Genomic DNA, 23860 nt, shown 5'->3' with positions numbered 1-23860 from the left:
GTCCTCGTCAGGCAGCTTCGTTCATTCGCAGGAGCTTGGAGCCCCAGTCACCCGACACGATCGTCGTAATCGAGGCTGGATCGATGTCGAAGCGGAAGCAGTCGCCGACCGGCAAGCCAAGCACCTTGCAGACGGCGGCTTTGATCACGTCGGCGTGGCTGACCAGGGCGACACACTGATTCGGATGCCGCTCGCGCACTGCGTTCATCAGTGCGACGATCCGCTCCTGGACATCCAGCATGGTCTCGCCGCTCGGTGTCCTGGCCTCCTGCCGCTGGTCGTTCCACGCCCGCCAACCGGCATCGCCATTCAACTCGTCGAAGGTCTTTCCCGACCAATCGCCGAAATCGATCTCGTCGAGTTCGGCGCAGATCGCGATTTCACCGACGCCGCAGGCAAGCGCGATCGGCACGGCCGTCTCTTGCGTACGCTCACGCGGGCTGCACAAGATGGCTTCAATCGGCTCCCGGGCCATGCGGCCACCAAGATGCGCGGCCTGCGCCTTCCCAGCCTCGCCAAGGCAAACGCCATCCATCCGTCCTGCAAGATAGGAGCCGACATTGTCGTGCGCTGCATGACGGATCAAAAAGAACGTTGTCGTCATTCCGCGGCATCCAGCAAAGGCTCGTCCTTGCCGGCGATGAAAGCGAGCGTGCGCTGCCGCGCTTCGGCGTCGGTGAACTGTTCGGGAGGCGACTTCATGAAATAGCTGCAGGGACCGGTCAGTGCTCCCGCTATGCCGCGATCGAGCGCAAGCTTGGCGCAGCGTATCGCATCGATCACCACGCCGGCTGAATTTGGAGAATCCCAGACTTCCAGCTTGAGCTCGGCGTTGAGCGGCACGCCGCCGAAGGTCGTCCCTTCCACTCGGATATAGGCCCATTTGCGATCAGTCAGCCACGGTACGTGGTCGCTGGGTCCGACATGAATATTGCCCGGCTCCAGGGGAACATCGAACTGGCTGGCCACGGACTGGGTCTTGGAAATTTTCTTTGATTCCAGCCGCTCGCGTTCCAGCATGTTGAGGAAGTCGGTGTTGCCGCCGAAATTCAGCTGATAAGTGCGATCGATGCGCACGCCGCGCTCGCGGAAGAGATTGGCCAGCAGGCGGTGAACGATGGTCGCCCCGACCTGGCTCTTGATATCATCGCCGACCAGCGGCAGCCCTCGCTGCTCGAAGCGCCGGCGCCATTCCGGACGTGAGGCGATGAAAACGGGTATGCAGTTGACGAAGGCGCAGCCGGCCTCAAGCGCGCATTCGGCGTAGAAGCGCGTCGCCTCCTCGGAGCCCACCGGCAGGTAAGAGACCAGCACGTCGGCGCCGCTGTTGCGCAGGATTTCGCTGACGTCGGCAACCGGCTCCGGCGCCTCCTCGATTTCGTCGCGCAAGTATTTTCCGATGCCGTCAAGTGTCGGTCCGCGCTCGACGCGAACGCCGTTTGCCGCCGCATCGGCAAAGCGGAACGTGTTGTTCGGGGCGGCGTAGATTGCTTCAGCGACGTCGAGGCCAACCTTGCTCCTGGCGACGTCGAATGCGCAGACAATCTCGATGTCGTCGACATGGTAACCGCCGAGGTCGGCATGCATCAGCCCTGGGATTGGTTCGTTGCTTTTTGCGTGACGATAATAGGAGAGGCCCTGCACCAGGGAGGATGCGCAATTGCCCACCCCGACGATACCGACACGAACCTTTTTCGATCCCACGAAACTGCCGCCCTATGCTGTTCAAAGGTAAGTTCCTGCCGCCGAACCACCAGCGTGCCGGAATGTTCCTTGGCCTGCCGAAAAATTGCGCAAGACAGCATGGATCGAAGCAGCGCTCGCTGCGTTGCCGCAAGGCAAAGCATTGGAAAACCGATCGATGATCGTTTACGGCGACCAGAAGCGGAGGCAGAGCGCAGAACGGCTTCGCGATGCTGCGAGCGAAATTGCTCAAAGTCTGGACCGCATGGCTCATGGCGTCCGACGCCATGCCGCGTTGGTCGGCCTATTCATCAGCGTATCGGAACTGGTTCGCGCGCTTGCCGATGTCGATTTCGAGAACAGGGGCATCGACATCTTTTCGCCGCGGCAACAGCAAGGCGCCAGATTGCTGGTTGGTCTTGCGGCAGAGGTGGCGAAGTCGTGGCGAAGCGGTTTCGCCGTGGGCGGTGGCATCGAGCCGGGACTTCTCCAACTGCTGGACGGGTTGGATTGCGAGGCTGAGGTTCTGACCGGTTCTGCCGAGGGTTACGCGCATTACGCGCTTTATCCCGAAAGCTATTTGGGAGCGGCGCAGGAGTCAGGTCTCGATGCGAACACATGCGTGATCGGCATCCGCAGCATCGGCCTGGGGCTTGCCGCCATAGTGGCTGCCGCGATTGGCGCGCCGGCGCCGTTCAGCGTTCGTCCGGTCGGCCATCCTTTCCGCAGGCAGATCAATGCCGATCCGCGCTCGATCGCTTCCTGGAAGAACAATCCATCGGCACGCTTCGCCGTTGTAGACGAAGGTCCCGGTCTGTCCGGCAGTTCGATGCACGCCGTCGTCGTGTGGCTGCGGGAACTGGGTATTGGTATGGACCGCATTCACCTGTTTCCCAGCCATCCTGGCAACCCGGGCATCGAAGCGTCACGGGAGTCCAGGGAGACATGGTCGCGCTGTCCGAAACATGTGGCGACGGCGCTCGAATGCACCTTCCCCGAAAGCTCGAACATTCCCAGGCTTAGCGAATGGGTGGCCGAGGCGGTCGGCAGCCCCGAATTACGCCTGACCGAACTGTCTGGTGGCGAATGGAGGAGCGTCCACTACGTCGACGAAAAGCATTGGCCGCCGAGCCCGCGCGGCATCGAGCGGCGTAAATTCCTGGCGTCTGCGGGGTGTGGTCGCTGGCTCGTCAAATTCGCCGGCCTCGGCGAAACCGGACGGCGTAAGAGACGAGCCGCGGAAATGTTGGGGAAAGCCGGGTTCGGATCGCAAGTGGTCGGGCTTTGCCACGGCTTTCTGGTCGAACGGTGGATTGACGGCACCACGATGGACCAGGCGCCGCTGCCAAGAGGAAGGCTGGTCGCGGAGTTGGCGCGCTATCTAACCTGGCGGGCGCTCAATCTCCGAACCTGCGAACCGGGTGCATCATTGCTCGCACTCGCGGAAATGGCTGTTTCCAACACATCTGAAGCCCTGGGCGAGAACCGAGCGGCGACGTTGCGCGGCTGGCTCTCGAAAAAAACCCCTGCGCATATTCTGCAGCCGGTTGAAATCGACGGAAAGCTTCACGCGTGGGAGTTTCTCGTTTGTGCCGACGGCTCGGTGGTCAAGACAGATGCCGTCGACCATTGCCGGGCACACGATTTGATTGGCTGCCAGCCGATAGAGTGGGACATTGCCGGCGCCCGTGTCGAATATGGACTGTCCGACAGAGATGTGACGACATTGGTCGAGGGGATGGGGCTCGATATTGACAATGGCCACATCGATTTTTTCGAACCCTGCTATTTGGCGTTCCAAATCGGGCTCTGGAGCACGGCTGCGCAATCCGAAAATGGCCAGGAAAAAGCAAGGCTGGCCGCGACCGCAGACCGATACAGGGCGGGGCTGATACGATTCCTGGACGAATCTCAGGTGTAGCGTTTCGATCAATCCAGCCTTCGTAGCATGTCTGCTTCCTGCTCGAGAATAGCGGCCACTTCCTCGCGCTGCAGATGCGTCATCATCAGGCTGACGCAGCACTCGAGATAGGTGATGGAGGAGCGCCGCAGATAGGCAGCCGCCTCGCGTTCGGCAATCTTGTCGACATCCTTCGCGGGTCGCTTGGGTTGCATGAGGATGATCCTCCGTGTCGGGTCCCTCCCGCCAAACTACAAGGTTGGATGGATGTTCCGCACGATCTCCGGGCAGGTCCGGCCGCGGCCCACGTCATGCAGGAAGGTTCTGCAGCCCGCCTGCGGGTCTCCTTTTGGCAAGGCCTGTCATCTGATCGCCGATGCCGGTGCCTTCGAGCGCCGCGAAATAATCGATCGTCAGCTTGAGCCCTTCGTTGAGCGGCACTCTCGGCGACCAGCCGAGCAGCGTTTTCGCACGCGAAATATCAGGCTGCCTGCGCCGAGGATCATCTTGCGGCAGGGGCAGAAATTTCAGATCCGACTTGGTGCCGGTCATCGCCTTCACCAATGCCGCCAGTCGCACGATGGTGAATTCTCCGGGATTGCCCAGATTGACCGGCTTGCCCGGATTGGGGTCGATGTTCATCAGGCGCATCAATCCATCAATCAAGTCGGAGACATAGCAGAAGGATCGCGTTTGCTGGCCGTCGCCGAATATCGTCAGCGGACGCTTCTCGAGCGCCTGCATGATTAAATTCGAGACGATGCGACCGTCGGCCGGATCCATTCTCGGACCGTAGGTGTTGAAGATGCGCGCGACGCGGACGTCGGCCTTGCCGGCCCTTAGATAGTCGAAGCAAAGCGTTTCGGCGGTGCGCTTGCCCTCGTCGTAGCAGGCGCGTGGGCCGGTGCAGTTCACATGACCGACGTAATCCTCCCTTTGCGGGTGTTGTTCCGGATCGCCATATACTTCGCTCGTCGAGGCCTGCAGCAGTCGCGCGTCATTGCGGACAGCGAGTTCGAGCAGGTTGAGGGTTCCGATCACGCAGGTACGCGTGGTGTGTATCGGGTCGGCCTGATAACGCGGCGGTGAGGCGGCGCAGGCCAGGTTGAAGATGTGATCCACGGGCTCGCCGAGATCCAGTGGCCGGCAGATGTCCTGCTCGATCAACCGGAAACCCGGCCGGTCCATGATCGAGATGATGTTTTCCATGCGCCCGGTCAGAAAATTGTCGACGCAGATCACGCGCCAGCCGTTGCGGAGCAATACTTCGCAAAGATGCGAACCGAGGAAACCCGCGCCGCCGGCAACAAGCACCGTCTTTGCCCTGTGCGCCTTTCTTGTCTGTCGCATCGCTGTTTTCTCCTGTCTGCCGTTCATGCTGCACTTCCAATGTCGAGATCGAGGGCCGTCGCCCTTGGTTGGGTCAGCGCCGCCACGAATTCGCGAGCCCTGGCCCCACCGGTGTGGGAAGCGAGGACGAGTTTGCGAGCCCGGCCGGCCATGGCCAGGCGTGCGCGCTCGGACTCGCCAACGAGGATATCGATGACTTCGTCCGTCTCCGCGGCGGTGTGGATCGCCGATGCGGGAAAGAAGCTGTCGAGCCCTGGCCAGTGGTCGCTGACGATGGGCGTGCCGCAAGCCGCCGCTTCGAACAGGCGCACGCTGGGCGACCATCCTGCGGTGATCATGGAACTGCGTGTGACATTCAGCGTGTAGCGCTGACGGCTATAGAACGCGGCGTGATCGGCTGGCGGCAAATGTTCGATGCGTTCGACATTGTCCGGCCAGATGATGTCGGATGGATATTGGGAGCCGGCCACGACGAAACGGAGGTTCGGCATATGCCGTGCGGGCTCGAGCAGCAGAGCGTTCAGCGTTGTCTGCCGGTCCATGCTGTAGGTGCCGAGATAGCCGAGATCCCAGCGGATCGGATCTCCTGTCGGGTGATGCCGTTCTGGATCGACCGAACAATAGAGAGGTTCGGCATGGCGCGCGCCGAAGTCTTGCGCCAGATGGTTGAGCGTTGGTCCGCCAGTGAAGGAGAAATAGACATCGAAATACGGAATTTGCCGCGAACTCAGATAATCGCAATCGTCGGCTGAAAGCTTGGCCAGGGTCACCGGGGTGTCGATGTCGTAAAAGCAGAGCTGCCCCTTGCAAAGCGAGGCGACGATGTCGATGACCTGGCGTCCTTCTGGAACAAAGGATCCGATGACGATGATGTCGGCCTGCTCCAGGCACTGTGCGTAGTCGCGTTGCAGCTCCGCAGTGGTTTCGTAGTAGCGCAAGGCGCAGAACTCCGGATCGCGCAGATCGCGGTGATTGGCGTACCACGGCACGTTGCGCTCCAGAAAAGTCACCCGGTGACCGAGTCCGTGCAAGCCTTTCAAAAGACCCCGGAAAGTCGTGGCGTGGCCGTTTCCCCAGGATGAGGACAGCGACAGGCCGAGAAAGACGATGTCCAGTTTCTTGGTCATTCCGCTGCCTCCACGGCCCCGTGCTCGAAATGACGTTTGAAGACGGCATCCGCCACATCCGCCCGAAGCGCGTAGGTATGGTCCGCCAGCACGCGGTGAAGTGCGGCTTGGCCGATTGCCTTGGCCCGCCCGGGGGTCAGCGAGCGCATTATTTCGGCGACATCGCCGCCGTCACGCGCGACCAGGATCTCCTCGCCTGGTTTCAGGAACAGTTCCACGCCCAGCCATGCATCCGTGATGAGACAGGCGCCCGCGCCGGCCGCCTCGAACACTCGCGTGGCCGGTGAAAAACCGTTGGCGGCCATGCTGTCGCGGCTGATGTTCAACACGGCTTTTGGGGTGACATTGAAGGCGTTGTGATCGCGGGTGCCGACATGGCCGAGCCAGCCTACATTGGTGGGGAGCGGCTTGTCGCCCCAACCCGAGCCTCCGAGCAGGAAACGCTGTTTCGGCAGCTGGCTGGCGGGATCGAGGAAAAACGATTCGACACGCGCTTCACGGTCCGGCAGCCGGTTTCCGAGGAACGCCAGGTCGCAGGCAAAACGCGCTTTGCTGGCGACCGGATGGTGCGTTTCGGGATCGAGCGCATTGTAGATGGGCACGCACTCCTTGGCGCCCATGGCACGATAGGCCCAGACAACGGGATCGCCGCCACCATAGGTCAGCACGAGGTCGATCTCCTGCAGTGCACGATGGAGCGGGTGGTCCGGCTCGTCGCGCAACTGGGCAAGCGTGGCTGGCGCATCCACGTCCCAGAATACGACAAGCGCGTCGCTGCGGGCGTGGTCGAGAACGGCGCGAAGCAGCGCCTCGTCTTCGAAACCGACGCCACTCGCCTTGACGACGATGTCGGCGCCGGCGGCACGTGCCGCGACCTGCATCAGCGCATGCTGGGTCGCCTCATAAACGACGACAGTGCACCAGTCGGGAGCTTCGATGTCGCGGTTCTTCTGCCGGTCGTAGACATCGGGTTCGTAGAACGTGATCTCGTAACCCAATTGCGAAAGTGCCTTGAGCAAACCGCGATAGTACGTCGCGGCACCGTTCCAGTAGGACGACAAAAGGCTCGATCCATAGAATGCGATCTTCATGCGACGGCTTCCTTTGCGGCTGTCGGGACGGCGGTGTGTCGGTTCGCGCATTGCGTGAGCACGCCGAGCAACTCGTCGACGCGGTGGCGGCAGGTGTGCCGCGAGCGGATGGTCTCGAGACCCGAGGTCACCAGGGAGGCCGCAAAGTCCTCGTCGGACAACACCGTCCGAAGCTGTTGCCGCATTTGCGAGCCATTCTCGGCAAACAGGAAGTCGACACCGGGCCTGAAAAGCTGCTCGACATCGGACCATGGCGCTGAAATCAGCGGAATGCCGCAGGCGAGTGCCTCGAACATGCGGATCGTCGGGATTCCGGGCAACCTCTCGCGATAGGGGCGCCGTGGGATGTGAACGGTGACACGATGCGCGGCGAAGGCCTTCGGCACGTCGGCATTGGCGATCCACCCCTCATAGCGCAGTCCTGCGGTGGCCAGATCCGCAAGTGCGGTCTTGGGGTAGCGTACGCCGTGAACAGCGGCATCAAGGCCGAGATCGTGCACCGGCTCGATCAGAAACTCATTGAGTTCGGCGGTCCGCTCATCATCGCCCCAGTTGCCGATCCAGACCAGATCGGAGGTGGGGCGGATCTCCGGGTGCGGCTTGAACAGGCGATCGTCCGCGGCTTCATGCCAAGTGAAGACGCGCTTGCCCCAGCCGGCGCGCAAATAGCTCTCACGCAAGGTCTCGCCAAAGGCGAGAACGCCGTCATAGTGCTCCAGCCGGAGCGCCGAGAGCGCCTCGGTCGCCGACACGGCCCGGTGGTGGGTGTCATGAAAAAGAAGGATGAAGTTGCCGCCGGCGGCCCGGGCACGGCCAATACGTGCGACAAGCTCCGGATCCGTCCACTCATGAACGATCACAACGTCGGCCTCAGCGATCCAGGCTTCATGATCAAATCCGGCATCGTAGGTCACCGGCATCAGTTCGGGGAAATCCTTGCGGAAGCGTTCGATGGCGAACGACCCCTTCTCAGCCAGCAGATTCAACCGGCTCCAGCCATCCGCCGGCTCCAGCGCAATCGCCTGATGCCGGCGCTGGACCAGCTCTCGCATGACGCCGCGCAGGAAATGGGCATTGCCATGATTCCAGTCGGAAACGACCGAATGGGTGTAGAACACAAAGCGCATGATCAGCGCTCCGCCATCGCTAAGGCCGCTTTGTCGTAGACGCCGCGCATGGCCGCTGTCTGTTTTGTCAGCCTAAACCTGCGGCTGCGTCGGATGGCTGCCTGGCCAAGCTCTCGCCGGAGCTCGGCATCGCTGGAGAGACGATTGAGGCAGGCAGCGAGATCGTGCGGATCGCGCGCGTCAAAGAACATCGCGGCCCCGTCCCATAGTTCGCGATAGGTGGCGATATCGGAAAGCACCAGGGGCGTAGCCGACATGCCGGCTTCCAGCGCGGCCAGGCCGAATGGCTCGTAGAGCGATGGCGATACGAAAACGCCGGCGCGAGCCATCAACGAACGCACCTCGTCGGACGGCACTGCTCCCAGAGGAACAGCATGGCTGAAGCTGACATGCTCGCCGTTTGGGCCGTTCGTCGACCCGGCGGCAAACAGAGGCCATCGCGTCAGGGACGCCGCCTGGTCGACCACCGCGGCATTTTTGCCCTCGTCCCACCAGCGGGCAGCAGCGAACACGAGCGGTTGGTGCTTTTCGGCATTCAGCAGAGGACGGGCACCATTTCTGACCACACTCAAGCGCGCGATCGGGCCGTAGCAGGTCTCTAGCATGTCGGCGTGGCTGCGGCTCGGCGCGATGACCGCGTCGGCCCGATCCATGCCGCGTCTGTTGCGCTCCTTCTGCCAGGCCCATGCCCCATCCGCCGCCTGTCCTCTGACCGCATGGAACCAAGTCGTCACGCAGGAATGGGAGACCACCACGACCGGGCATGGCGCGTCGAATCCCGCTGCCTGCGAAGGCGCGTTGAAATGGACAAGGTCGATGGCGTGGTCGCGCATGGGCGCATGCAACTCCCGCGGCAGCGCGTCGAGATCACCGCCGTTGCGGGTCATCCAATCCGGCGGCGTGTTCAGCCAGATCAGCTTCGCGAAAGCCTCCGCCTCGTCGGCCTGCTGCCTGGACGGTGGCGGACCGAGGCCGGCAAGCACCACGGTATCGCCGCCGTTGACAAGTTCCCTGGCCAGGTCGAGCGCATAGCGCCACACGCCGCCCACGACGTCGACCGTCATCAGGATGCGCCGCGAGCGCGGCGTCAGTGTCCGCAACATGTCGCCTCCAGTTCCGCCAGCGGACGCGGGCGCCTTTCCTGGATGTCGCTGAACTTCTGGAATGATGCGAGATAGTGATCATGGGCGCGCTCCCAGGCGAGGTCGTCGGGTTCGCCCCAAAGCTCGCGATAGCTTGGCGAACTCGGATATGGATAAAGCGGTACGGGTTCATTGGCCCACACGCCGTTGTCGATGAGGTGCGTTCGCCAGTAGTCCACAAGGGCAGGGTCATCCTCGACGACGCCGATCAGATTGGCCTGTACGAACGGAACGTGACGCCTGGCATTGACGAGCAGCGCGGCAAGTTCCTCGGTACCCAGCCGGCAGCGTTTCGCCAGCATCGCACGACCTTCCACGGTCAGGCTTTCGAGGCCGGCCTCGATGGAGACGCAGCCAGCCGCACCGAGCAGTTCCAGCAGATCGGGTTTCCAAAGGTCGATGCGGGTCTGCACACCGAACTTCACGTCGCGATCGATCAACGCTTCCAGCAGCGCTTTCTGTGGCAGGAAGATTTCATCGATGAAATAAATGTAGCCGACGCCCTGGGCAATCAGCCCATCGATTTCCGCTATGACCGCCTCGTGGTTGCGGCGGCGATAGGCATCGCGGAAATCGATCTTGGCGCAGAAGCTGCAATTGTAGGGGCAGCCGCGCGATGCTTCGACCTCCGCGCCGAACCCAACCTGCTTGTCATCGAACCTGTGATGGTGATGCGAATGGGCTGCGATCCAGTCTGATGGCCATTGGAGTGGCGGATGATCGACAAACGAGCTGGCGTGGACGCCGCCGTTCAAAACCACCTTGGCGTCGCGCAGGTAAGCGGTCGAGGGGACCGCGCTCCAGTCGTCGCGCCGGGCAAGTTCCGCGACGATTTCCTCGCATTCGCCGCGCACAACAATGTCGACGCCAAGCTTGCGCAAGGTTGGCGCGGGCGTAGCCGAGCCATGCGGCCCGACCGCGACTGTGCGTCCACCGCGCCCGGCGAGACGGTTGAGGAAATCGGCCGGCACGCGCAACTCGGGTGGTGCGCAGCGCCAGAACAGATAAGTCGGGGCGGTACTGACGACCGTCATTGCAGGCGCGAAATCAGCCACACGCTCGGAGAGGTCCGAGTTGTCGAGCTTCTGCAATTGCCCATCCAGCATCAACACCTCATGGCCGGCTGTTTCGAGGAGGGATTTCGAATAGCCGAGTTCCAGCGGGAGATGTGGTTGGCGGCAGCCGAAATAGATGCTGTCGTCATAGGTCCAGAACGGGTTTACCAGGGCGATTTTCATGCGACGTACCTCACGACTTCGGGGCGAGGCTGGAGCCGGTGTTGTTGCAGCCAGTCTGCGAGATCGCGAATGCCTTCGCGCCATGAAACACGAGCTTTCCAGCCAAGCATCGCTTTGATCTTGCGGGTGTCGGCGACGAAGAAGGGCTGATCGCCGGTGCGTTCGCCATCATGGCGGATCGAAAGCTCACGGCCGGTCAAGCTACGGATCTCGCTCAACAGCATGCGCAGGCTGATCGCATTATCGGGGCCGCCGCCAAGATTGAATGCCTGTCCTTTGGTCGTCTCGATACGATCGAGCGTAGCCCTGTAGGCGGCGACCGCATCGGAGACATGCAGTATGTCGCGCACTTGTCTGCCGTCGCCGTAAATGGTGATTGGACGTCCCGTCAGCGCACTCAGCAGGAAGTGCGCGACCCAGCCTTGATCCTCGGTTCCGAACTGGCGCGGCCCGTAAATGCAGCTCATCCGCAGCACCGCCGTCGGCATGCCGTAGGATTTGGCATAGTCGAGCACATATTGGTCCGCCGCGCCTTTGGAGCAGCCATAGGGCGTGCAGAAATCCAGGCCGTGGGTCTCGTCGATGCCATTCGCTTGGATGATGCCATCGCAAGGCAGGTAACGATCGCCGTCCTCGCGCACCGCGACGTCGGGCAGGCTGCCATAGACCTTGTTGGTGCTGGCGAAGACCACCGGAACAAACTCACTGCTCAGCCGCGCCGCCTCGAGGACATTGAACGTTCCTCGAAGGTTGATGTCGAAATCCTCGTCCGGTTGGACCAGGCTCGTTGTGACGGCGGTTTGCGCGGCCAGGTGGAAGATCGCCTTGGAACTCTTCAGAACGGGCGCAAGCGCGTTGGCGTCGCGCACGTCAATCGTTTCGACCATGAGGCGGCTTCCGTGTTTCTGCGCCAGCCATTCAAGGTTCTGTTCGACGCCGGGGCGGCTGAGATTGTCGATCACCAGCACCGGCTCGCCATCCGACAACAGGCTGTCGGCCAGGTTCGATCCTATGAAGCCGCTGCCGCCGACAATGGCGACGGGCGCGTCGCGTCGATTGCGCGTATTCATGACACCAGCCCACGTTCTTCAAGCTCGCGTTTCATGTCGGCGCCGCGGTCGATGGCGGACGAGTTGCGCACCCAGGAAACGAAATCGGCGAGCGAATTCTCCAGTTGTTGCCTCGGCTCGAAACCGAGCAGCTCACGGGCCTTGGAAATATCGGCGAAGCAGTTGCGGATATCCCCGGAGCGCGCCTTGCCGAGCAACTCTGGCGAGCGGTCCGGCGTTCCCATGGCCTCGGCAAGTACCCGCGCGACGTCGCTGATAGCATAGGCTCGGCCGCTGCCGATGTTGATGACGTGACCCCTTGCCTGGCGTTGCTGCAGCGCAAGACGAAAGGCGCGGGCGACGTCATCCACATGGACGAAATCGCGTTTCTGTTCGCCATCCTCGAAGATCATTGGACGTTGGCCGTTGGCGAGACGCGAAGCAAAATTGGCCAACACGCCGGTATAGGGGTTCGATAACGCCTGGCCGGCGCCGAAGACGTTGAACAGGCGCAGCGCCACCGCATCGACGCCATAGGCTTCGCCGAAGATCAGCACGGCGCGTTCCTGGGCGTATTTCGTCAGTGCATAGATAGAGGCGAGATCGACCGGCTTTTCCTCGTCCGTCGGCAGGGGGGAGAGGGGTTCGCCTTCCGGCGACAGCGGATTCCACTGCCCGTTTTTGATGTCGCTCGCTTTGCGCCGGGCGTTGTCGATGCGCCGGCCGTCCGATGTAGCATAGAGGCCCTCGCCATAGACACTCATCGATGAGGCGACGACAATGCGCTCGACCGGGTGTTTGATCAGCGCCTCAAGCAGCGTCGCGGTGCCGAGATCGTTGGTGCCGACATAGCGCGCGATCTCGTACATCGACTGTCCGACGCCGACTTCCGCGGCCAGATGAATGACCGCGTCAACGCCTTCCAGCGCATTGGCGACCGCCTCCCGGTCCCGAATGTCGCCCTTGATCAGCTCGGCCCCGGCGGGAAGGGCGACTGTTTCGCCTGCGTGCACCTGCTCCAGCAGCACATCCAAAATGCGAACCGAATAATCCTGCTCGATGAGTTCCTGGGCGACATGCCGGCCAATGAAGCCGCAGCCCCCTGTAACCAATATCCGTTTCACGACCACTCCTCAGACAGGTAATCTTGGCGACCCGAACTTTTCGGCAAAAGGTTTGTTCCCTTGGCTTCAACAAAGTTCCTTTGGCCGGCTTCGTTCGGAAGCAGCCACATCGCGCTCGCCGCGCCGTGCCGGAACATTGCCGCCCTTGTGCTGTTAGGACGCCGGCAGCCCCGACGATGCCCGATGTTGGCAACGCCGATGATCAAAGGAGAGTTCAATGTCCCAGTCGCAAACGACCACCAATCACGACGAAATCCGCAAATGGGCGGAGGAGCGGGATGGACGGCCGGCAGTGGTTCGCACCAAAGGCGCGGGCGGCATCCTGCGGATCGACTTCGGCAAACCCGAGGAAGCATTCGAGCCGGTCGAATGGGATGAGTTCTTCCGCATATTCGACGAGAACGATCTGGCCTTTCTTTACCAGTCCAAGACTGGTGACGGACAAACCAGCCGTTTCAACAAGTTCGTCGAGCGCAACCAGAAGGGCGAATGACGGACTTCGAGCCGGCCGATTTGCCTGACCTGGTTCTCGGGCAAATTTTTCTGGATGCGGTGGAACAATAGAGGGCTCCGATCCTTCGGTCGCTGAACCACAGTCGCAGCAAGGATCGAAGGCCTGAGCAGAATCGGACCCCTGAGCGCATGAGGAGAAGTGACGCGAAGGGCGACGACGAACTGCTGCCCGAGGCCGTTGAGTTCGGCCTTATCACGGAGAACCTTGAATGACGCGAAACCGGGCGGGAAGAGAGATCAACGCCGGGCGCCGTAACGCCGAGTTGGAGCGAGGATTAGCAGGGTGGTGGTTTTGGCGGCAACGGCCGGATAGGCGCCAAAAGCTGGAAACCCTCTACTCGCCCTGCCGTGAAACCAAAACGCCGCTCATCAGTCGTCCTGCTGCCTGCGGTGGCGGTGTTTTTCGATTTCCTCGGGCTCTTCATCGTCGATCCGCGTGATGTTCGAGGCATTGTGGTCTGATCGCAGGATCTCATCCAGTTTGGCGTGAATGGCCTGAGTGTCGCGGTGCTCGGCACGCTGGATGAACAGCGTCATGGCCCACGTAAACAAGGTAGCCGCTCCATGCCAGTCCAGGGTCTGTCGCTCGAAGATCATCCAAAGGATTGCGTAGACCAACAGGATCAGGAATGCCGCGGGGCGGGAGGTTAATGTGCCGATTGAGGTAAGCACGCCGGTGACGGGATGATTGGCCATGCGAAAGAACTCGCGGCAGTGACCGTGGTTCCCGACCGCAGTGCATCGCGCCGGCAGGAGCCAGCTAGGCGCGACGGATGAATTCACGACGCAGTGCTTGCCGATCGCAGCTACAACGATGACCACTCGATTGCCGGGCGCGCAATCATCAGCCAGAAAATGGCGAGCACGGCGCCGAAAGCTGGGAAGCCGAAGACAAACCAGCGTCTGAACAGCTGATGGTAGCGCTCGGGAGGAGGTTGGTTGGAGAGTGCGGCCTGTGTGGCTAGATTTCGCATCTCGATCTGCATCCACACGACAGGCAGCCAGAACAGGCCCGTTAAGATGTAGAGCAGGATCGAGAGAACGATCCATCCTTCGGACAGCGAATACCCCGCAACCCTAGCGAGGCCCAGTCCGGTCAGAGGTTGTGCGACAACGGCCGTAGCCGTGAACAGGAAATCAGCCAGCACGACAATTCGGGCGACAGCTGCGATCGTCGCGGCATTCCCGGTCCGGTGTGCCAAAAGCATGAAAAAAGCAATGCCGGCACCAGTTCCGAGCAGCACAGCAGCGCCGATCACGTGCAGGTATTTAAGCACGAAGTACGTCATCAGCGTTCCTCCAGAATGGCCAGCGCTGCAAAATGCAGAACGAGGATCGGGAGGATTTTGATCAACGGACCGAGTGGCTCAAGCCAAAGATCCGGCCGCAGAATGCTCCCAGCGATCGCATAGAAAAGCGATACCGCGATTGCGCCGAAAAGACCAAGCCGGCTGGTTGGGCGCCAGGCGATAAGCGCCCCGACGGCGATGTCAGCCAGCGCGCCGGCGACTACCGCCGGTTCGGCCAAGGGGCCGGCGGCAGTGCCAATCAGCAAATCAACTCCGCTGCGCCAGCCGGCAGTGAGGGAAATGATGCCCGTCATGATCCAGAAGAGCGGCAAGATGACAAAGAGCGCCGGCTTGACGAAGTAAAGACCGGCGAACCATCGCTCCTGCACCGTCGCAGGATTTAAACGCAGTGCAGATGTAAGACTTGATGGTTGAATGCCGGTCGCCGTCATCCAGGGTTGGGGATCGCCGACAGCGCCACGGGCAATCTCTTTTGCTGCATTGCTGCGCATCGGCGGGCGCCAGCCCAGCTGAGCCGCGGCATCCCCGAACCTGTACAAGATAGCTGCGGCCCAATTCGGCAAGATGAACTCCCGAGCACTGCTCCATCCGAACCAGCGGCGATAGCGACCCACGACCTCGCTCATCGAAAGTGCCTCGGGCCCAGCCAGGTCCAGCGTGAGGTGCGATGGGCTGCCGGGTTTGAGGAAGAACAGGACGGTGGAGATCACGTCATCGAGTTGGACGACTTGGAGACGGCCCGTGTCGGGCATCAACGGCAAGAGCGGCAACGCCGCGAGGCCGCGAAAAAGTGCACTTGCGCCGAAGGCCGGCCTTCCCAGTACTACGGAGGGGCGCAGGATGACCCAGTCAAGGCTACGTGCCATCAGTGCCTCATCGCCGGCGAGCTTGCTGGCGGAAAAGGCGGACGGCTGCTGGCGATCGACCCCGATGGCAGAAAAGTGGATCACCTTATTCACACCTGCGTGCTCACACGCGGTGAAGAGAGCCGAGGCGCCGGTAGAATGGACATGCCGGGTGTTTTCCCGGGCACTATCCTGGAGGACGCCGGCACAGTTTACGACGGCGTCCACACCGGCGAGATAGGGGATCCAGTCCTGAGGTCGCAAGGCCCGCGCCATATCCAGGGAAACGGTTTGGATCTCCGGGTGGACGCCAGTGTCTGCGTGGTGAAGCACGCGAACCACTTCATAACTCTCGCCGGCCAGGCGCGCGCAAAGCGCGGCTCCAATCAGACCTGACGCGCCGGTGACGAGAATTTTCATTCCTTCCTCCAGCCGTTCGCCAGCGCGTGCCCGTCCATCAACCCAGCGGCTGCGCCTGGGACAACTCTAGCAAAGCCGAAGCCGGTAGTCTCACGCCAGGTGGAACAGGTTCCGGGCATCAACGCAGCCAAAGGTGAGCCGGTACGGTGCGTTCGCATCTGCAGGTCAACTTCGCCGGAAGTTCGTCGCCGGCTCGGCGCAATCGCGGAGGTCGTTATGAATGTGAGTTGCAGCCTTGGCGGCGTCTCCGAACGCAACAGCAATTTGATTGAGCCCCTCGGCCACGTCGCCAATGGCATAGAGTCCTGGCGTTGAAGTCTCAAGGTGTCGGTTGACCAGGACATAGCCTTCTGCGTCACAGTTAGCCCCCAGAGCAACCGCTAGTTCGGAGCGTACGTCGCTGCCCATCGAAGGGTATACCACATCGATGTTACGCATCGGGGCGCCCTCGGCCATGACGACATCGAACCCGGTTCGTCGAGGGATCAGGTCATCGACAGCGTCCCAGATTTCAACTCCGCCTGCCAAGGCGGCGCCGCGGGCAGCTTCGGAAACATCATCCTGGTTATTGGCGAGCAAGGCGACCTGACTGCCATATCCCTTCAGGAACAGAGCCTCCCTGACGGCGAGATGCTCCGGACCAACAACGCCGATGCGGCTACCCCGGGCCTCATATGCATCGCAAACCGGGCACAGTCTGACAATGCCGGTTGCGATCGCCTCCTCCAGTCTTTCAATGGGAGGTGCCTTGTCCACAATGCCCGTTGCCAGAATCACGCGCCTTGCTTGGACAATCCCGCAGGTGGTCGTCAGAACAAAAAACCCCTCGCGTTTTTCGGCGTGGCCTACGCAACCATGGACAAGGCTCGCGCCGTATAGCTGTGCCTGGGCTCGTAGGCGGCCGAGCAGTTCTTCCCCGCTGATGCCGTCGGGGAAGCCGGGACAGTTACGGGATTTTGGGATGAGCTTGGCACGCGCATGCCCCGCGTCGAGCGAGATCACCGAACGCAGAAACCTGGCTAAATACATGGCTGCAGCGAGCCCCGCGGGGCCGCCGCCGACGATGGCAACGTCAAAAACTTGTGCGCCCGAAAAGCTTGGTTCGCCCGAAAAGCTTGGCATCGGGCCTAACTTCAACTCAAGGAGCTTGTTCCACAGGGTCGAAATGGACGCAATCAGGATGCACACTGCACAATAAGAGTGAACTCCAATCGAGTCGTGAAGAGAAAGGCCACTGCCTCATCAAGCCTGCAAAAACCTCGTGGCTCCCAACGCTGTGAGTACAGCACCACTGGGAAAGTGAACGCATCATGGAACTTCGGCTCACCGTCGCGCTTAGTTTGGCGAAAGGGTGGTCTGAGATGAGCGCGACCAGAGAGTTTTTTCAAAACTGGCTACAGGAGAATGTCGGCACACTTCGTGGTCGAGAGGAAGTCAGCGTCGCGGTGCTCGCTCAGCAATTCGAGCAGGATGCCGAGGTGGCTGGTTATGGGCGTGAAGTAAGGGAGGACGAACTCGGAAACATCGAAGATGCTATCGTGCAAGCGATCGAGAACGCCGGGTCCGGGGTGCAGAGCCCGAGCTCCGAAAAGAGCGATCCGGCACCTGTAATGGACGCGTTGGAGGTCGATGATGCCAAGAGCGGACCGTAGCCCCTGACACCTTCTTCTGTTCGCCTGAACAAGCCCCCCGGGCTGCTATACGAGCTGAAAAACGGACCTTAGGTGCTTTCCCGTTAGTTCCATGCACCATTGAGGAACATTCCTGCCGCCACGGCGTTAGGAAAGTTCCTTCACACCCGGTGCGCCCGTGCTGACTGCTACCCTTCCAGGCGAATGGCTGACCCGGCATGATCAGGGTCACATCTCGCGGCGGGCCGCTCTTGCGGGTATTTGTTGCTGGCTATTGGGTGCTTCCGCAGAAGCCGCGCCACAGCCATCGCCGCTCGTGCGATTTGGCGTGCTGGGATTTGGCACCGCCGCCTGGGAAGTTGACGTCATGCGGCGACATGCGTTGGACACTGTGCACGGCGTATCAATCGAGGCTCAGCGGCTTGCCGGTACCGAAGCCGGTAAGACCGCATTGCTGGCGGGCAGCGTCGACGTCATCGTTTCGGACTGGGTGTGGGTCATGCGCCAGCGCAGCGAAGGCGCTGATCTGGTCTTCTATCCCTATTCTCGTGCCGTCGGCGCGCTGGAACTGCCGCAAGGCTCGCCCATTCGAACTCTTGCGGACCTCAAGGGCAGAAGGCTGGGGATCGCAGGTGGTCCGCTGGACAAAAGCTGGATCCTATTGCGCGCGCTCGGCCTCCGTCAGGTGAAGCGCGATCTTGCTGAAGAGGTGGAGCCAGTGTTCGGCGCGCCGCCTTTGTTGGAGCAGGAATTTCTGGCGGGGCGACTGGATGCACTGCTGACGTTCTGGAATTTCGCCGCCCGTCTCGAGTCAGAGGGGGCAAGGCCTCTGCTCAGTGTCGCGCAAATCCTGCAGGGGCTTGGCGTATCCGTGGACTTGCCGATGCTCGGCTACGTCTTCCATGAAAGCTGGGCGCGGGCCAACCCGATAGCCCTCGCGCGATTCACGAGCGCGACCGCGGCAGCGAAGTCGCTGCTCGAGTCTTCGGACGACGAATGGCGGGTGCTCGCGCCCCAATTGGGCACGGACGATCCTCACCTACAGGCGGCGTTACGCGCCGCCTATCGAGCCGGAATCCCTCGTCGGTTCGGCAAAGAGGAACGTGATGGCGCGGCCCGGTTGTTTGCAATCCTGGCCGAATTGGGCGGCGAGGATCTGGTCGGCAAGGCGACGAGCCTCGATCCTGGTGTCTTCCGGGCCATACCGGCTTGAGCTCGCGCCAATGACCGATGTCCCCGCGTTCCCCATCACAATGCAGCGTTCGCAATCCACTGCGGCATTGCTGACCATGGTGCTCGTCTGGCAGATTGCATCATCGATCGCCGCCGATCGCCTGTTTCCTGGTCCGGTCCAGGTTGTTTCGGTTCTCCTGCACGAAGTGGTTCGGGGCGAGCTGCCATACCATTTGGGCATCTCGCTTGCGCGCGTCGTGGCAAGCCTCGGGTCGGCAATCGTCATTGGCGCGGCCCTTGGCTACGCGGCAGGCCGCTCGCACAGAGCCGACATATGGATGAGGCCTTGGATCGTGTTACTCCTCAACATGCCGGCGCTGATCACGGTCATTCTAATTTATATCTGGCTTGGTCTTGCCGAGACCGCGCTTGTCCTTGCGGTCGCGCTCAACAAGATCCCCAATGTCGTGGTGACTATTCGTGAAGGCGCCAGCCGGCTGGACAAGGACTTTGCCGAAATGGCTGAGCTCTATCGCTTCGGGCGTGCTGCAAAGCTGCAGCATGTCTTGCTGCCGCAATTGGCGCCGTTCTTTCTCGTCACCCTGCGCAGCGGGCTGGCACTAACGTGGAAGATCGTGTTGCTCGCCGAACTGCTCGGCCGCTCCAACGGCGTCGGGTTCCAGCTACAGGTCTATTTTCAGAACTTCGACGTCACCCACATCCTTGCCTATGCGATCAGCTTCGGCGTTGTGATGCTTGCCATCGAGTATGGACTGCTTGTGCCGTTGGAACGCCGTCTGTTCGCCTGGCGACGCTGATGCTGAGGATCAGGATCGAGGACAAGACTTTCCCCGGTGACGACGGCCAGCGCCGGACGATCTTTCGCGCGCTGTCGCTTGATATAGCCGACGGACAGGTCTGCGTCCTGACCGGCCCTTCCGGTGTCGGCAAGTCGACGCTGCTGTCGATCGTTTCGGGCGTCGACCGCGAATTTCGCGGCAGCGTGAGCGGACGACCGCTTCCGATAGGCATGCTGTTCCAGACACCGAGGCTGCTGCCCTGGCTCACCGCCTTGCGCAATGTAGAGATGGCCATCCCGGATCGCGCGCCCGATGCGGCCCGGTGGCTTGCCGCTGTCGGCCTGAAAGGCAATGAGAAGAGCTATCCGCAGCGACTCTCGGGCGGCATGGCGCGGCGCGTAGCGCTTGCCCGGGCGCTCGCCGTGGAGCCTGCGCTCCTGCTCCTCGACGAGCCATTCGCTTCACTCGACGAGGCGACCGCGCAAGACATGCGCCGCCTGCTGCAGGATTGTTTCGCCAGTCGGCGGACTACCACGCTGCTGGTTACGCATGATCTCGCATATGCCTCGTCGCTGGGTGATCGGGTTATTGTTCTGGAGGGATCGCCTGCGCGCATCGTGCGCGATGTCGCAATCTCTGGTGGCGATGAAGCGGGATCGTCGCGGTTTGGGCTGGGGGCGACACAATGAGACTGTTGCTGGGCCTTCTCTTTCTTTTGCTGATCACCGGCCCTGGCGCCACCGAGCAACAGACGATGGTGATCGGGTATATCGGCCAGGAGCGCAAACCGGCTCTGCCCCTTGGACCCCTTGATGAAACCGTCACCGATGACGGCCTGCAAGGCGCACGGCTCGGCATTGCCGACGACGAAAGCACCGGCCGGTTTCTTGGGCAGAAATTTCGGCTGGAGGAAAGAATATTGAAACCAACCGAAACGCCGGACGACGCGGTAAGACAATTCGCCGATGCCGGCATCGCCTTTGTCGTCGCCGATCTCGACGCCAGTCAGCTTCTACAGGCCAGTGCCGCGCCCGGTGCCGAGCAGATGACGTTGCTCAACAGCCGGGCGCCGGACGACGTGCTTCGCCAACAGGACTGCCGTCGGAACGTCCTGCACACGATCCCGAGCCGCGCCATGCTCGCCGACGGGCTGGCGCAATATCTCGCCTGGAAGCGCTGGCAGCGTTGGTTCCTGCTTGTGGGGCCGCATTCGCAGGATCAGGCGATGGCTGCGGCCTTTCGACGGGCGGCGGCTCGCTTCGGAGCCGAGATCACGATCGACCAGCCGTGGACATTCAGGCCCGCCAACGGACGTGCCGATACAGGGCATGTCACGCTGCAGACCGAAATACCGGCGGTCACGCAGGTCAGCGACTATGATGTGCTCGTGGTCGCCGACGAGGCAGATGAATTCGGCGCCTATCTGGAGGGCCGCACTGCGCTGCCGAGAATCGTCGCCGGCACGCAAGGGCTTGTCGCCATAGGCTGGAGCGCTGTCAGCGAGGAATGGGGCGCCACGCAACTGCAGGACCGTTTCCACAGGCAGGCAGGGCGCTGGATGTTGCCCAGCGACTACGCGGCCTGGCTCGCTGTGCGCAGTATCGGCGAAGCGGCGACGCGCCTGCACAGTCTCGATCCCGCGGCAATCGGCAGATATATACGCGGCGACGCGTTTCTTCTCGCTGGCTTCAAGGGGCAGGGGCTTAGTTTCCGTCCCTGGGACGGACAGATGCGCCAGCCCATTTTGATCGCCGGGCCTCGCCTCTTGATTTCCAGCTCACCGCAACCGGGTTTCCTGCATCAGCGCACGCCGCTCGACACGCTGGGCATCGACCTGGAGGAGAGCACATGCAAGTTCTGATGACGCTGTTGTTGGCGGCGTTCGCTCTTGCTGCTCCCGCCGCCGCCGAGACCATCTACGTTTCCAATGAGCAGGATAATACCGTCGCGGTCGTCGACGGCGTGACAATGACTTTGCTGGCGACGATCGATGTCGGCCGCCGTCCGCGCGGGCTGGCACTGTCGATCGACAACAAGATGCTGTTCGTCGCGGAAGGCGACGACAACCGCATCGACGTGGTCGACGTCGCGAAGCGGCGGGTCGTCGGGGAATTGCCTTCGGGAGCCGATCCGGAATTCTTCGCAGTCCATCCCGATGGCAAGCGGCTGTTCGTCGCCAACGAGAATGACAATCTGGTGTCGGTGGTGGACATCGCCGCGGCCAAGGTCATCGGCACCGTGGATGTCGGCGTCGAACCGGAAGGAATGGCGGCCAGCGCCGACGGCCGCTATGTCGCCTGCACTTCGGAGACCACCAGCATGGTGCATCTGATCGACGCAGGCACGCTTGAACTCGTCGACAATCTGCTGGTCGATACCCGGCCGCGCGCGGCTTTATTCTCGCCGGACGGTAAGCAATTCTGGGTGTCCTCGGAGATCCGGGGCACTGTCACCGTCTTCGACACGGCAACGCGCGCACAGACCGGCAAAGTCGAGTTCGAGGTGCCGGGTATACGACGCGAGGGTGTGCAGGCGGTCGGCATGGCGACGTCTCGCGATGGCACGACCGTCTATGTGGCGCTCGGCCCCGCCAACAGGATTGCGGAAGTCGATGTGAAAACGCTGGCGGTCCGTCGGCTCTACCTTGTTGGTCAACGACCCTGGCACGTTGCGCTCTCCGGCGACGAGAAGCGCCTGGTCAGCGCAAACGGGAATTCCGGCGATATTTCGTTTATCGATCTGGAAAACCAGGAGGTGGTGAAATCGCTGCCGGTAGGGCGGGGGCCGTGGGGCGTCGTGATCGGGCCATGAACGCCTTGTCGGTCGAGAATCTGGGCCATAGTTTCGGAAACCGGCGGGTTCTCGACGGCGTTTCTTTCTCTGTGGCCCAAGGCAGGATGTGCATCTTGCTAGGCCGCAATGGCGCCGGCAAGACGACGTTGTTCTCGCTGATCACCGGTCTTTATCACGCCCGCTCCGGCTCGGTGCATGTCTTCGACCAGGCGATGGATGTCAACCCGTCCGCCGCGTTGGCGCAGATGGGGGTCGTCTTCCAGTTGCCGACCCTCGATCTCGATCTGACGGCCGGCGAGAACCTGCGTTACCACGCGGCCTTGCATGGCCTTAGCCAGGCCTTGAGCAAGGAGCGCTCCATCCACGAACTCGGCCGGCTGGATGTGCTGGACAGGATCGACGATCCTGCCCGAGCGCTTTCCGGGGGGCAGCGTCGCCGTGTCGAGATAGCACGCGCTCTGATGCATAGCCCACGCCTTTTGCTGCTGGATGAGCCGACCACCGGGCTCGACGTGCCGGGCCGCCGCGCGCTCGAGCGGCACGTGCGGGAGCTTTGCCGCGAGCGCGGCATTGCCGTCCTGTGGGCAACACATTTTCTGGAAGAACTAACGGCGGATGACGATGTGGTGGTGCTGCATCGAGGCACAATGCGGTGGTCCGGCCGCGCCGATCGCCTGGCTACCGATCTCGGTGTAGCGAGCACGGGCGAGGCCTTCGCGTCGCTGACGGAGTCCGAATGAAAACGTCTCACGCGGTGCGCGCGCTCAACGGCATCCTGCGCAGGGAGATGCTGCGCACGTTGCGGCAACGCGGCCGGCTGCTCTCGGCGATGGTACGGCCGCTGGTCTGGCTGGCAATCTTTGCCGCTGGCTTCCGCTCCGTTCTCGGTCTGTCGATCACGCCACCCTACCAGACCTATGTTCTCTATGACGTGTATGTGGTGCCCGGGCTAGCGGCCATGATGCTGCTCTTCCATGCCATGGCGAGTTCGCTGGCCATGGTCTACGATCGCGAGATGGGCAGCATGCGCTTGTTGCTGACCGCACCATTGCCGCGCTGGTACCTGCTTGCGGCGCGCCTGCTGGCCAGCGTGATCGTCGGCGTGCCGCTGGTCTATTTGTTTCTGTTGATCGCGCGTTTCTGGGATGTGCGGCCGCCCGTTCTCGGCTACGTCGCGGTATTTCCGGCGCTCGTGCTGGCGGGCCTGATGCTTGGCGCGTTCGGCCTGCTTGTCTCCTCGGTTTCGACACAGATGGAGAACTTTGCCGGTGTCATGAATTTCGTCATCTTTCCGGTGTTCTTTGCCTCGACGGCGCTCTATCCGCTGTGGCGGCTTGCCGAGGCGGGACCGGTGCTGGCAACAATCGCCGCCTGGAACCCGTTCAGCTCGGCGGTCGAGCTGATACGCTTCGCGCTCTATCTGCGGTTCGATCCTGTCGCGGCGGTTGTGGTCCTTGGCTGCCTCGTCGCCTTCTTCCTCGCGGCGGTCATCGGCTATGACCCCGGCCGGGGCTTGTGGTCCCGGCGCGGCGGCGAGGGATGAA

At 61.9% G+C, this 23860-nt stretch carries 25 protein-coding genes; 10 read left to right on the top strand and 15 right to left on the bottom strand.

Features of this window, described 5'->3' with window-relative positions:
• Positions 1 to 7 precede the first annotated feature (7 nt).
• Together X756_RS154315 and X756_RS154320 are read right to left on the bottom strand one after the other, a co-directional pair.
• Positions 8 to 604 carry a histidine phosphatase family protein gene (locus X756_RS154315; RefSeq protein ID WP_023667978.1) on the bottom strand — a complete coding sequence of 199 codons (597 nt, stop codon included), beginning with the start codon at positions 602 to 604 and terminating at the stop codon, positions 8 to 10.
• Positions 601 to 1704, bottom strand: a complete 1104-nt coding sequence (locus X756_RS154320) for a myo-inositol-1-phosphate synthase (protein ID WP_023681094.1) — start codon at positions 1702 to 1704, stop codon at positions 601 to 603. The genes X756_RS154315 and X756_RS154320 overlap by 4 nt, the downstream gene beginning before the upstream one ends.
• A gap of 85 nt (positions 1705 to 1789) precedes the next feature.
• Between X756_RS154320 and X756_RS154325 the strand changes: the two genes are divergently transcribed.
• Entirely contained in the window at positions 1790 to 3604 is a 1815-nt protein-coding gene (locus tag X756_RS154325; protein WP_245264477.1) for a hypothetical protein, read from the top strand.
• Between the two features lie 8 nt (positions 3605 to 3612).
• Here X756_RS154325 and X756_RS154330 read toward each other — a convergent pair whose 3' ends face one another.
• The 9 genes from X756_RS154330 to X756_RS154370 all read right to left on the bottom strand — a co-directional run bounded on the left by X756_RS154330 (position 3613) and on the right by X756_RS154370 (position 12831).
• Positions 3613 to 3798, bottom strand: a complete 186-nt coding sequence (locus tag X756_RS154330; protein ID WP_023667982.1) for a hypothetical protein — start codon at positions 3796 to 3798, stop codon at positions 3613 to 3615.
• Positions 3799 to 3892: 94 nt separating this feature from the next.
• Entirely contained in the window at positions 3893 to 4933 is a 1041-nt protein-coding gene (locus tag X756_RS154335; protein ID WP_023681096.1) for a UDP-glucuronic acid decarboxylase family protein, read from the bottom strand.
• A gap of 23 nt (positions 4934 to 4956) precedes the next feature.
• Positions 4957 to 6060, bottom strand: a complete 1104-nt coding sequence (locus X756_RS154340) for a glycosyltransferase (RefSeq protein ID WP_023725529.1) — start codon at positions 6058 to 6060, stop codon at positions 4957 to 4959.
• Positions 6057 to 7151 (bottom strand): glycosyltransferase, encoded by a 1095-nt coding sequence (locus X756_RS154345; RefSeq protein ID WP_023667985.1) that lies wholly within the window; start codon positions 7149 to 7151, stop codon positions 6057 to 6059. The genes X756_RS154340 and X756_RS154345 overlap by 4 nt, the downstream gene beginning before the upstream one ends.
• A complete protein-coding gene (locus tag X756_RS154350; protein WP_023729533.1) occupies positions 7148 to 8278 on the bottom strand; it encodes a glycosyltransferase in 1131 nt (376 codons plus the stop codon). Before X756_RS154350 ends, X756_RS154345 begins: the two co-directional genes overlap by 4 nt.
• 2 nt (positions 8279 to 8280) lie before the next feature.
• The gene (locus X756_RS154355) at positions 8281 to 9381 is read right to left on the bottom strand and encodes a glycosyltransferase family 4 protein (protein ID WP_023729532.1); all 1101 of its coding nucleotides are present in this window, start codon (positions 9379 to 9381) and stop codon (positions 8281 to 8283) included.
• Positions 9366 to 10658 carry a TIGR04295 family B12-binding domain-containing radical SAM protein gene (locus X756_RS154360; RefSeq protein WP_023729531.1) on the bottom strand — a complete coding sequence of 431 codons (1293 nt, stop codon included), beginning with the start codon at positions 10656 to 10658 and terminating at the stop codon, positions 9366 to 9368. Before X756_RS154360 ends, X756_RS154355 begins: the two co-directional genes overlap by 16 nt.
• Positions 10655 to 11728: a GDP-mannose 4,6-dehydratase gene (locus X756_RS154365; RefSeq protein ID WP_023691444.1), complete on the bottom strand. Its 1074-nt coding sequence runs from the start codon at positions 11726 to 11728 to the stop codon at positions 10655 to 10657. Before X756_RS154365 ends, X756_RS154360 begins: the two co-directional genes overlap by 4 nt.
• A complete protein-coding gene (locus X756_RS154370) occupies positions 11725 to 12831 on the bottom strand; it encodes an SDR family NAD(P)-dependent oxidoreductase (RefSeq protein ID WP_023729530.1) in 1107 nt (368 codons plus the stop codon). Before X756_RS154370 ends, X756_RS154365 begins: the two co-directional genes overlap by 4 nt.
• Positions 12832 to 13048: 217 nt before the next feature.
• Between X756_RS154370 and X756_RS154375 the strand changes: the two genes are divergently transcribed.
• Complete coding sequence (locus tag X756_RS154375) at positions 13049 to 13324, top strand: hypothetical protein (RefSeq protein WP_023667991.1); 276 nt, start codon at positions 13049 to 13051, stop codon at positions 13322 to 13324.
• Between the two features lie 389 nt (positions 13325 to 13713).
• Here X756_RS154375 and X756_RS154380 read toward each other — a convergent pair whose 3' ends face one another.
• From X756_RS154380 to X756_RS154395, 4 genes are all read right to left on the bottom strand, one after another.
• Positions 13714 to 14040 carry a low affinity iron permease family protein gene (locus X756_RS154380; protein WP_023681103.1) on the bottom strand — a complete coding sequence of 109 codons (327 nt, stop codon included), beginning with the start codon at positions 14038 to 14040 and terminating at the stop codon, positions 13714 to 13716.
• Between the two features lie 110 nt (positions 14041 to 14150).
• A complete protein-coding gene (locus tag X756_RS154385; protein WP_023691442.1) occupies positions 14151 to 14633 on the bottom strand; it encodes a DUF2269 domain-containing protein in 483 nt (160 codons plus the stop codon).
• On the bottom strand, positions 14633 to 15919 hold the full coding sequence (locus X756_RS154390; protein WP_023729529.1) for an SDR family oxidoreductase: 1287 nt from the start codon (positions 15917 to 15919) through the stop codon (positions 14633 to 14635). The genes X756_RS154385 and X756_RS154390 overlap by 1 nt, the downstream gene beginning before the upstream one ends.
• A 165-nt stretch (positions 15920 to 16084) precedes the next feature.
• Positions 16085 to 17041, bottom strand: coding sequence for an NAD(P)/FAD-dependent oxidoreductase (locus X756_RS154395; RefSeq protein WP_031202187.1), 957 nt, complete (start codon positions 17039 to 17041; stop codon positions 16085 to 16087).
• 188 nt (positions 17042 to 17229) lie between these two features.
• Between X756_RS154395 and X756_RS154400 the strand changes: the two genes are divergently transcribed.
• The 8 genes from X756_RS154400 to X756_RS154435 all read left to right on the top strand — a co-directional run bounded on the left by X756_RS154400 (position 17230) and on the right by X756_RS154435 (position 23859).
• Positions 17230 to 17571, top strand: coding sequence for a DUF768 domain-containing protein (locus X756_RS154400; protein WP_084569886.1), 342 nt, complete (start codon positions 17230 to 17232; stop codon positions 17569 to 17571).
• A gap of 370 nt (positions 17572 to 17941) precedes the next feature.
• On the top strand, positions 17942 to 18763 hold the full coding sequence (locus X756_RS154405) for an ABC transporter substrate-binding protein (RefSeq protein ID WP_245264491.1): 822 nt from the start codon (positions 17942 to 17944) through the stop codon (positions 18761 to 18763).
• Positions 18657 to 19541: an ABC transporter permease gene (locus X756_RS154410; protein ID WP_245264490.1), complete on the top strand. Its 885-nt coding sequence runs from the start codon at positions 18657 to 18659 to the stop codon at positions 19539 to 19541. Before X756_RS154405 ends, X756_RS154410 begins: the two co-directional genes overlap by 107 nt.
• A complete protein-coding gene (locus tag X756_RS154415) occupies positions 19541 to 20212 on the top strand; it encodes an ATP-binding cassette domain-containing protein (protein ID WP_031238105.1) in 672 nt (223 codons plus the stop codon). Before X756_RS154410 ends, X756_RS154415 begins: the two co-directional genes overlap by 1 nt.
• Entirely contained in the window at positions 20209 to 21384 is a 1176-nt protein-coding gene (locus X756_RS154420) for an ABC transporter substrate-binding protein (RefSeq protein ID WP_023729524.1), read from the top strand. Before X756_RS154415 ends, X756_RS154420 begins: the two co-directional genes overlap by 4 nt.
• Positions 21372 to 22334 carry a PQQ-dependent catabolism-associated beta-propeller protein gene (locus X756_RS154425; RefSeq protein ID WP_023729523.1) on the top strand — a complete coding sequence of 321 codons (963 nt, stop codon included), beginning with the start codon at positions 21372 to 21374 and terminating at the stop codon, positions 22332 to 22334. The genes X756_RS154420 and X756_RS154425 overlap by 13 nt, the downstream gene beginning before the upstream one ends.
• Positions 22331 to 23056, top strand: coding sequence for an ABC transporter ATP-binding protein (locus X756_RS154430; RefSeq protein WP_023729522.1), 726 nt, complete (start codon positions 22331 to 22333; stop codon positions 23054 to 23056). The genes X756_RS154425 and X756_RS154430 overlap by 4 nt, the downstream gene beginning before the upstream one ends.
• Complete coding sequence (locus tag X756_RS154435; protein ID WP_023729521.1) at positions 23053 to 23859, top strand: ABC transporter permease; 807 nt, start codon at positions 23053 to 23055, stop codon at positions 23857 to 23859. Before X756_RS154430 ends, X756_RS154435 begins: the two co-directional genes overlap by 4 nt.
• The last annotated feature ends 1 nt before the right edge of the window (position 23860 follow it).

The organism is Mesorhizobium sp. LNJC405B00 (assembly GCF_000502615.1).
GTDB lineage: Bacteria > Pseudomonadota > Alphaproteobacteria > Rhizobiales > Rhizobiaceae > Mesorhizobium.
Note: the sequence above shows the minus strand (reverse complement) of the source record. Positions and strands in the feature narration are given on the sequence as shown.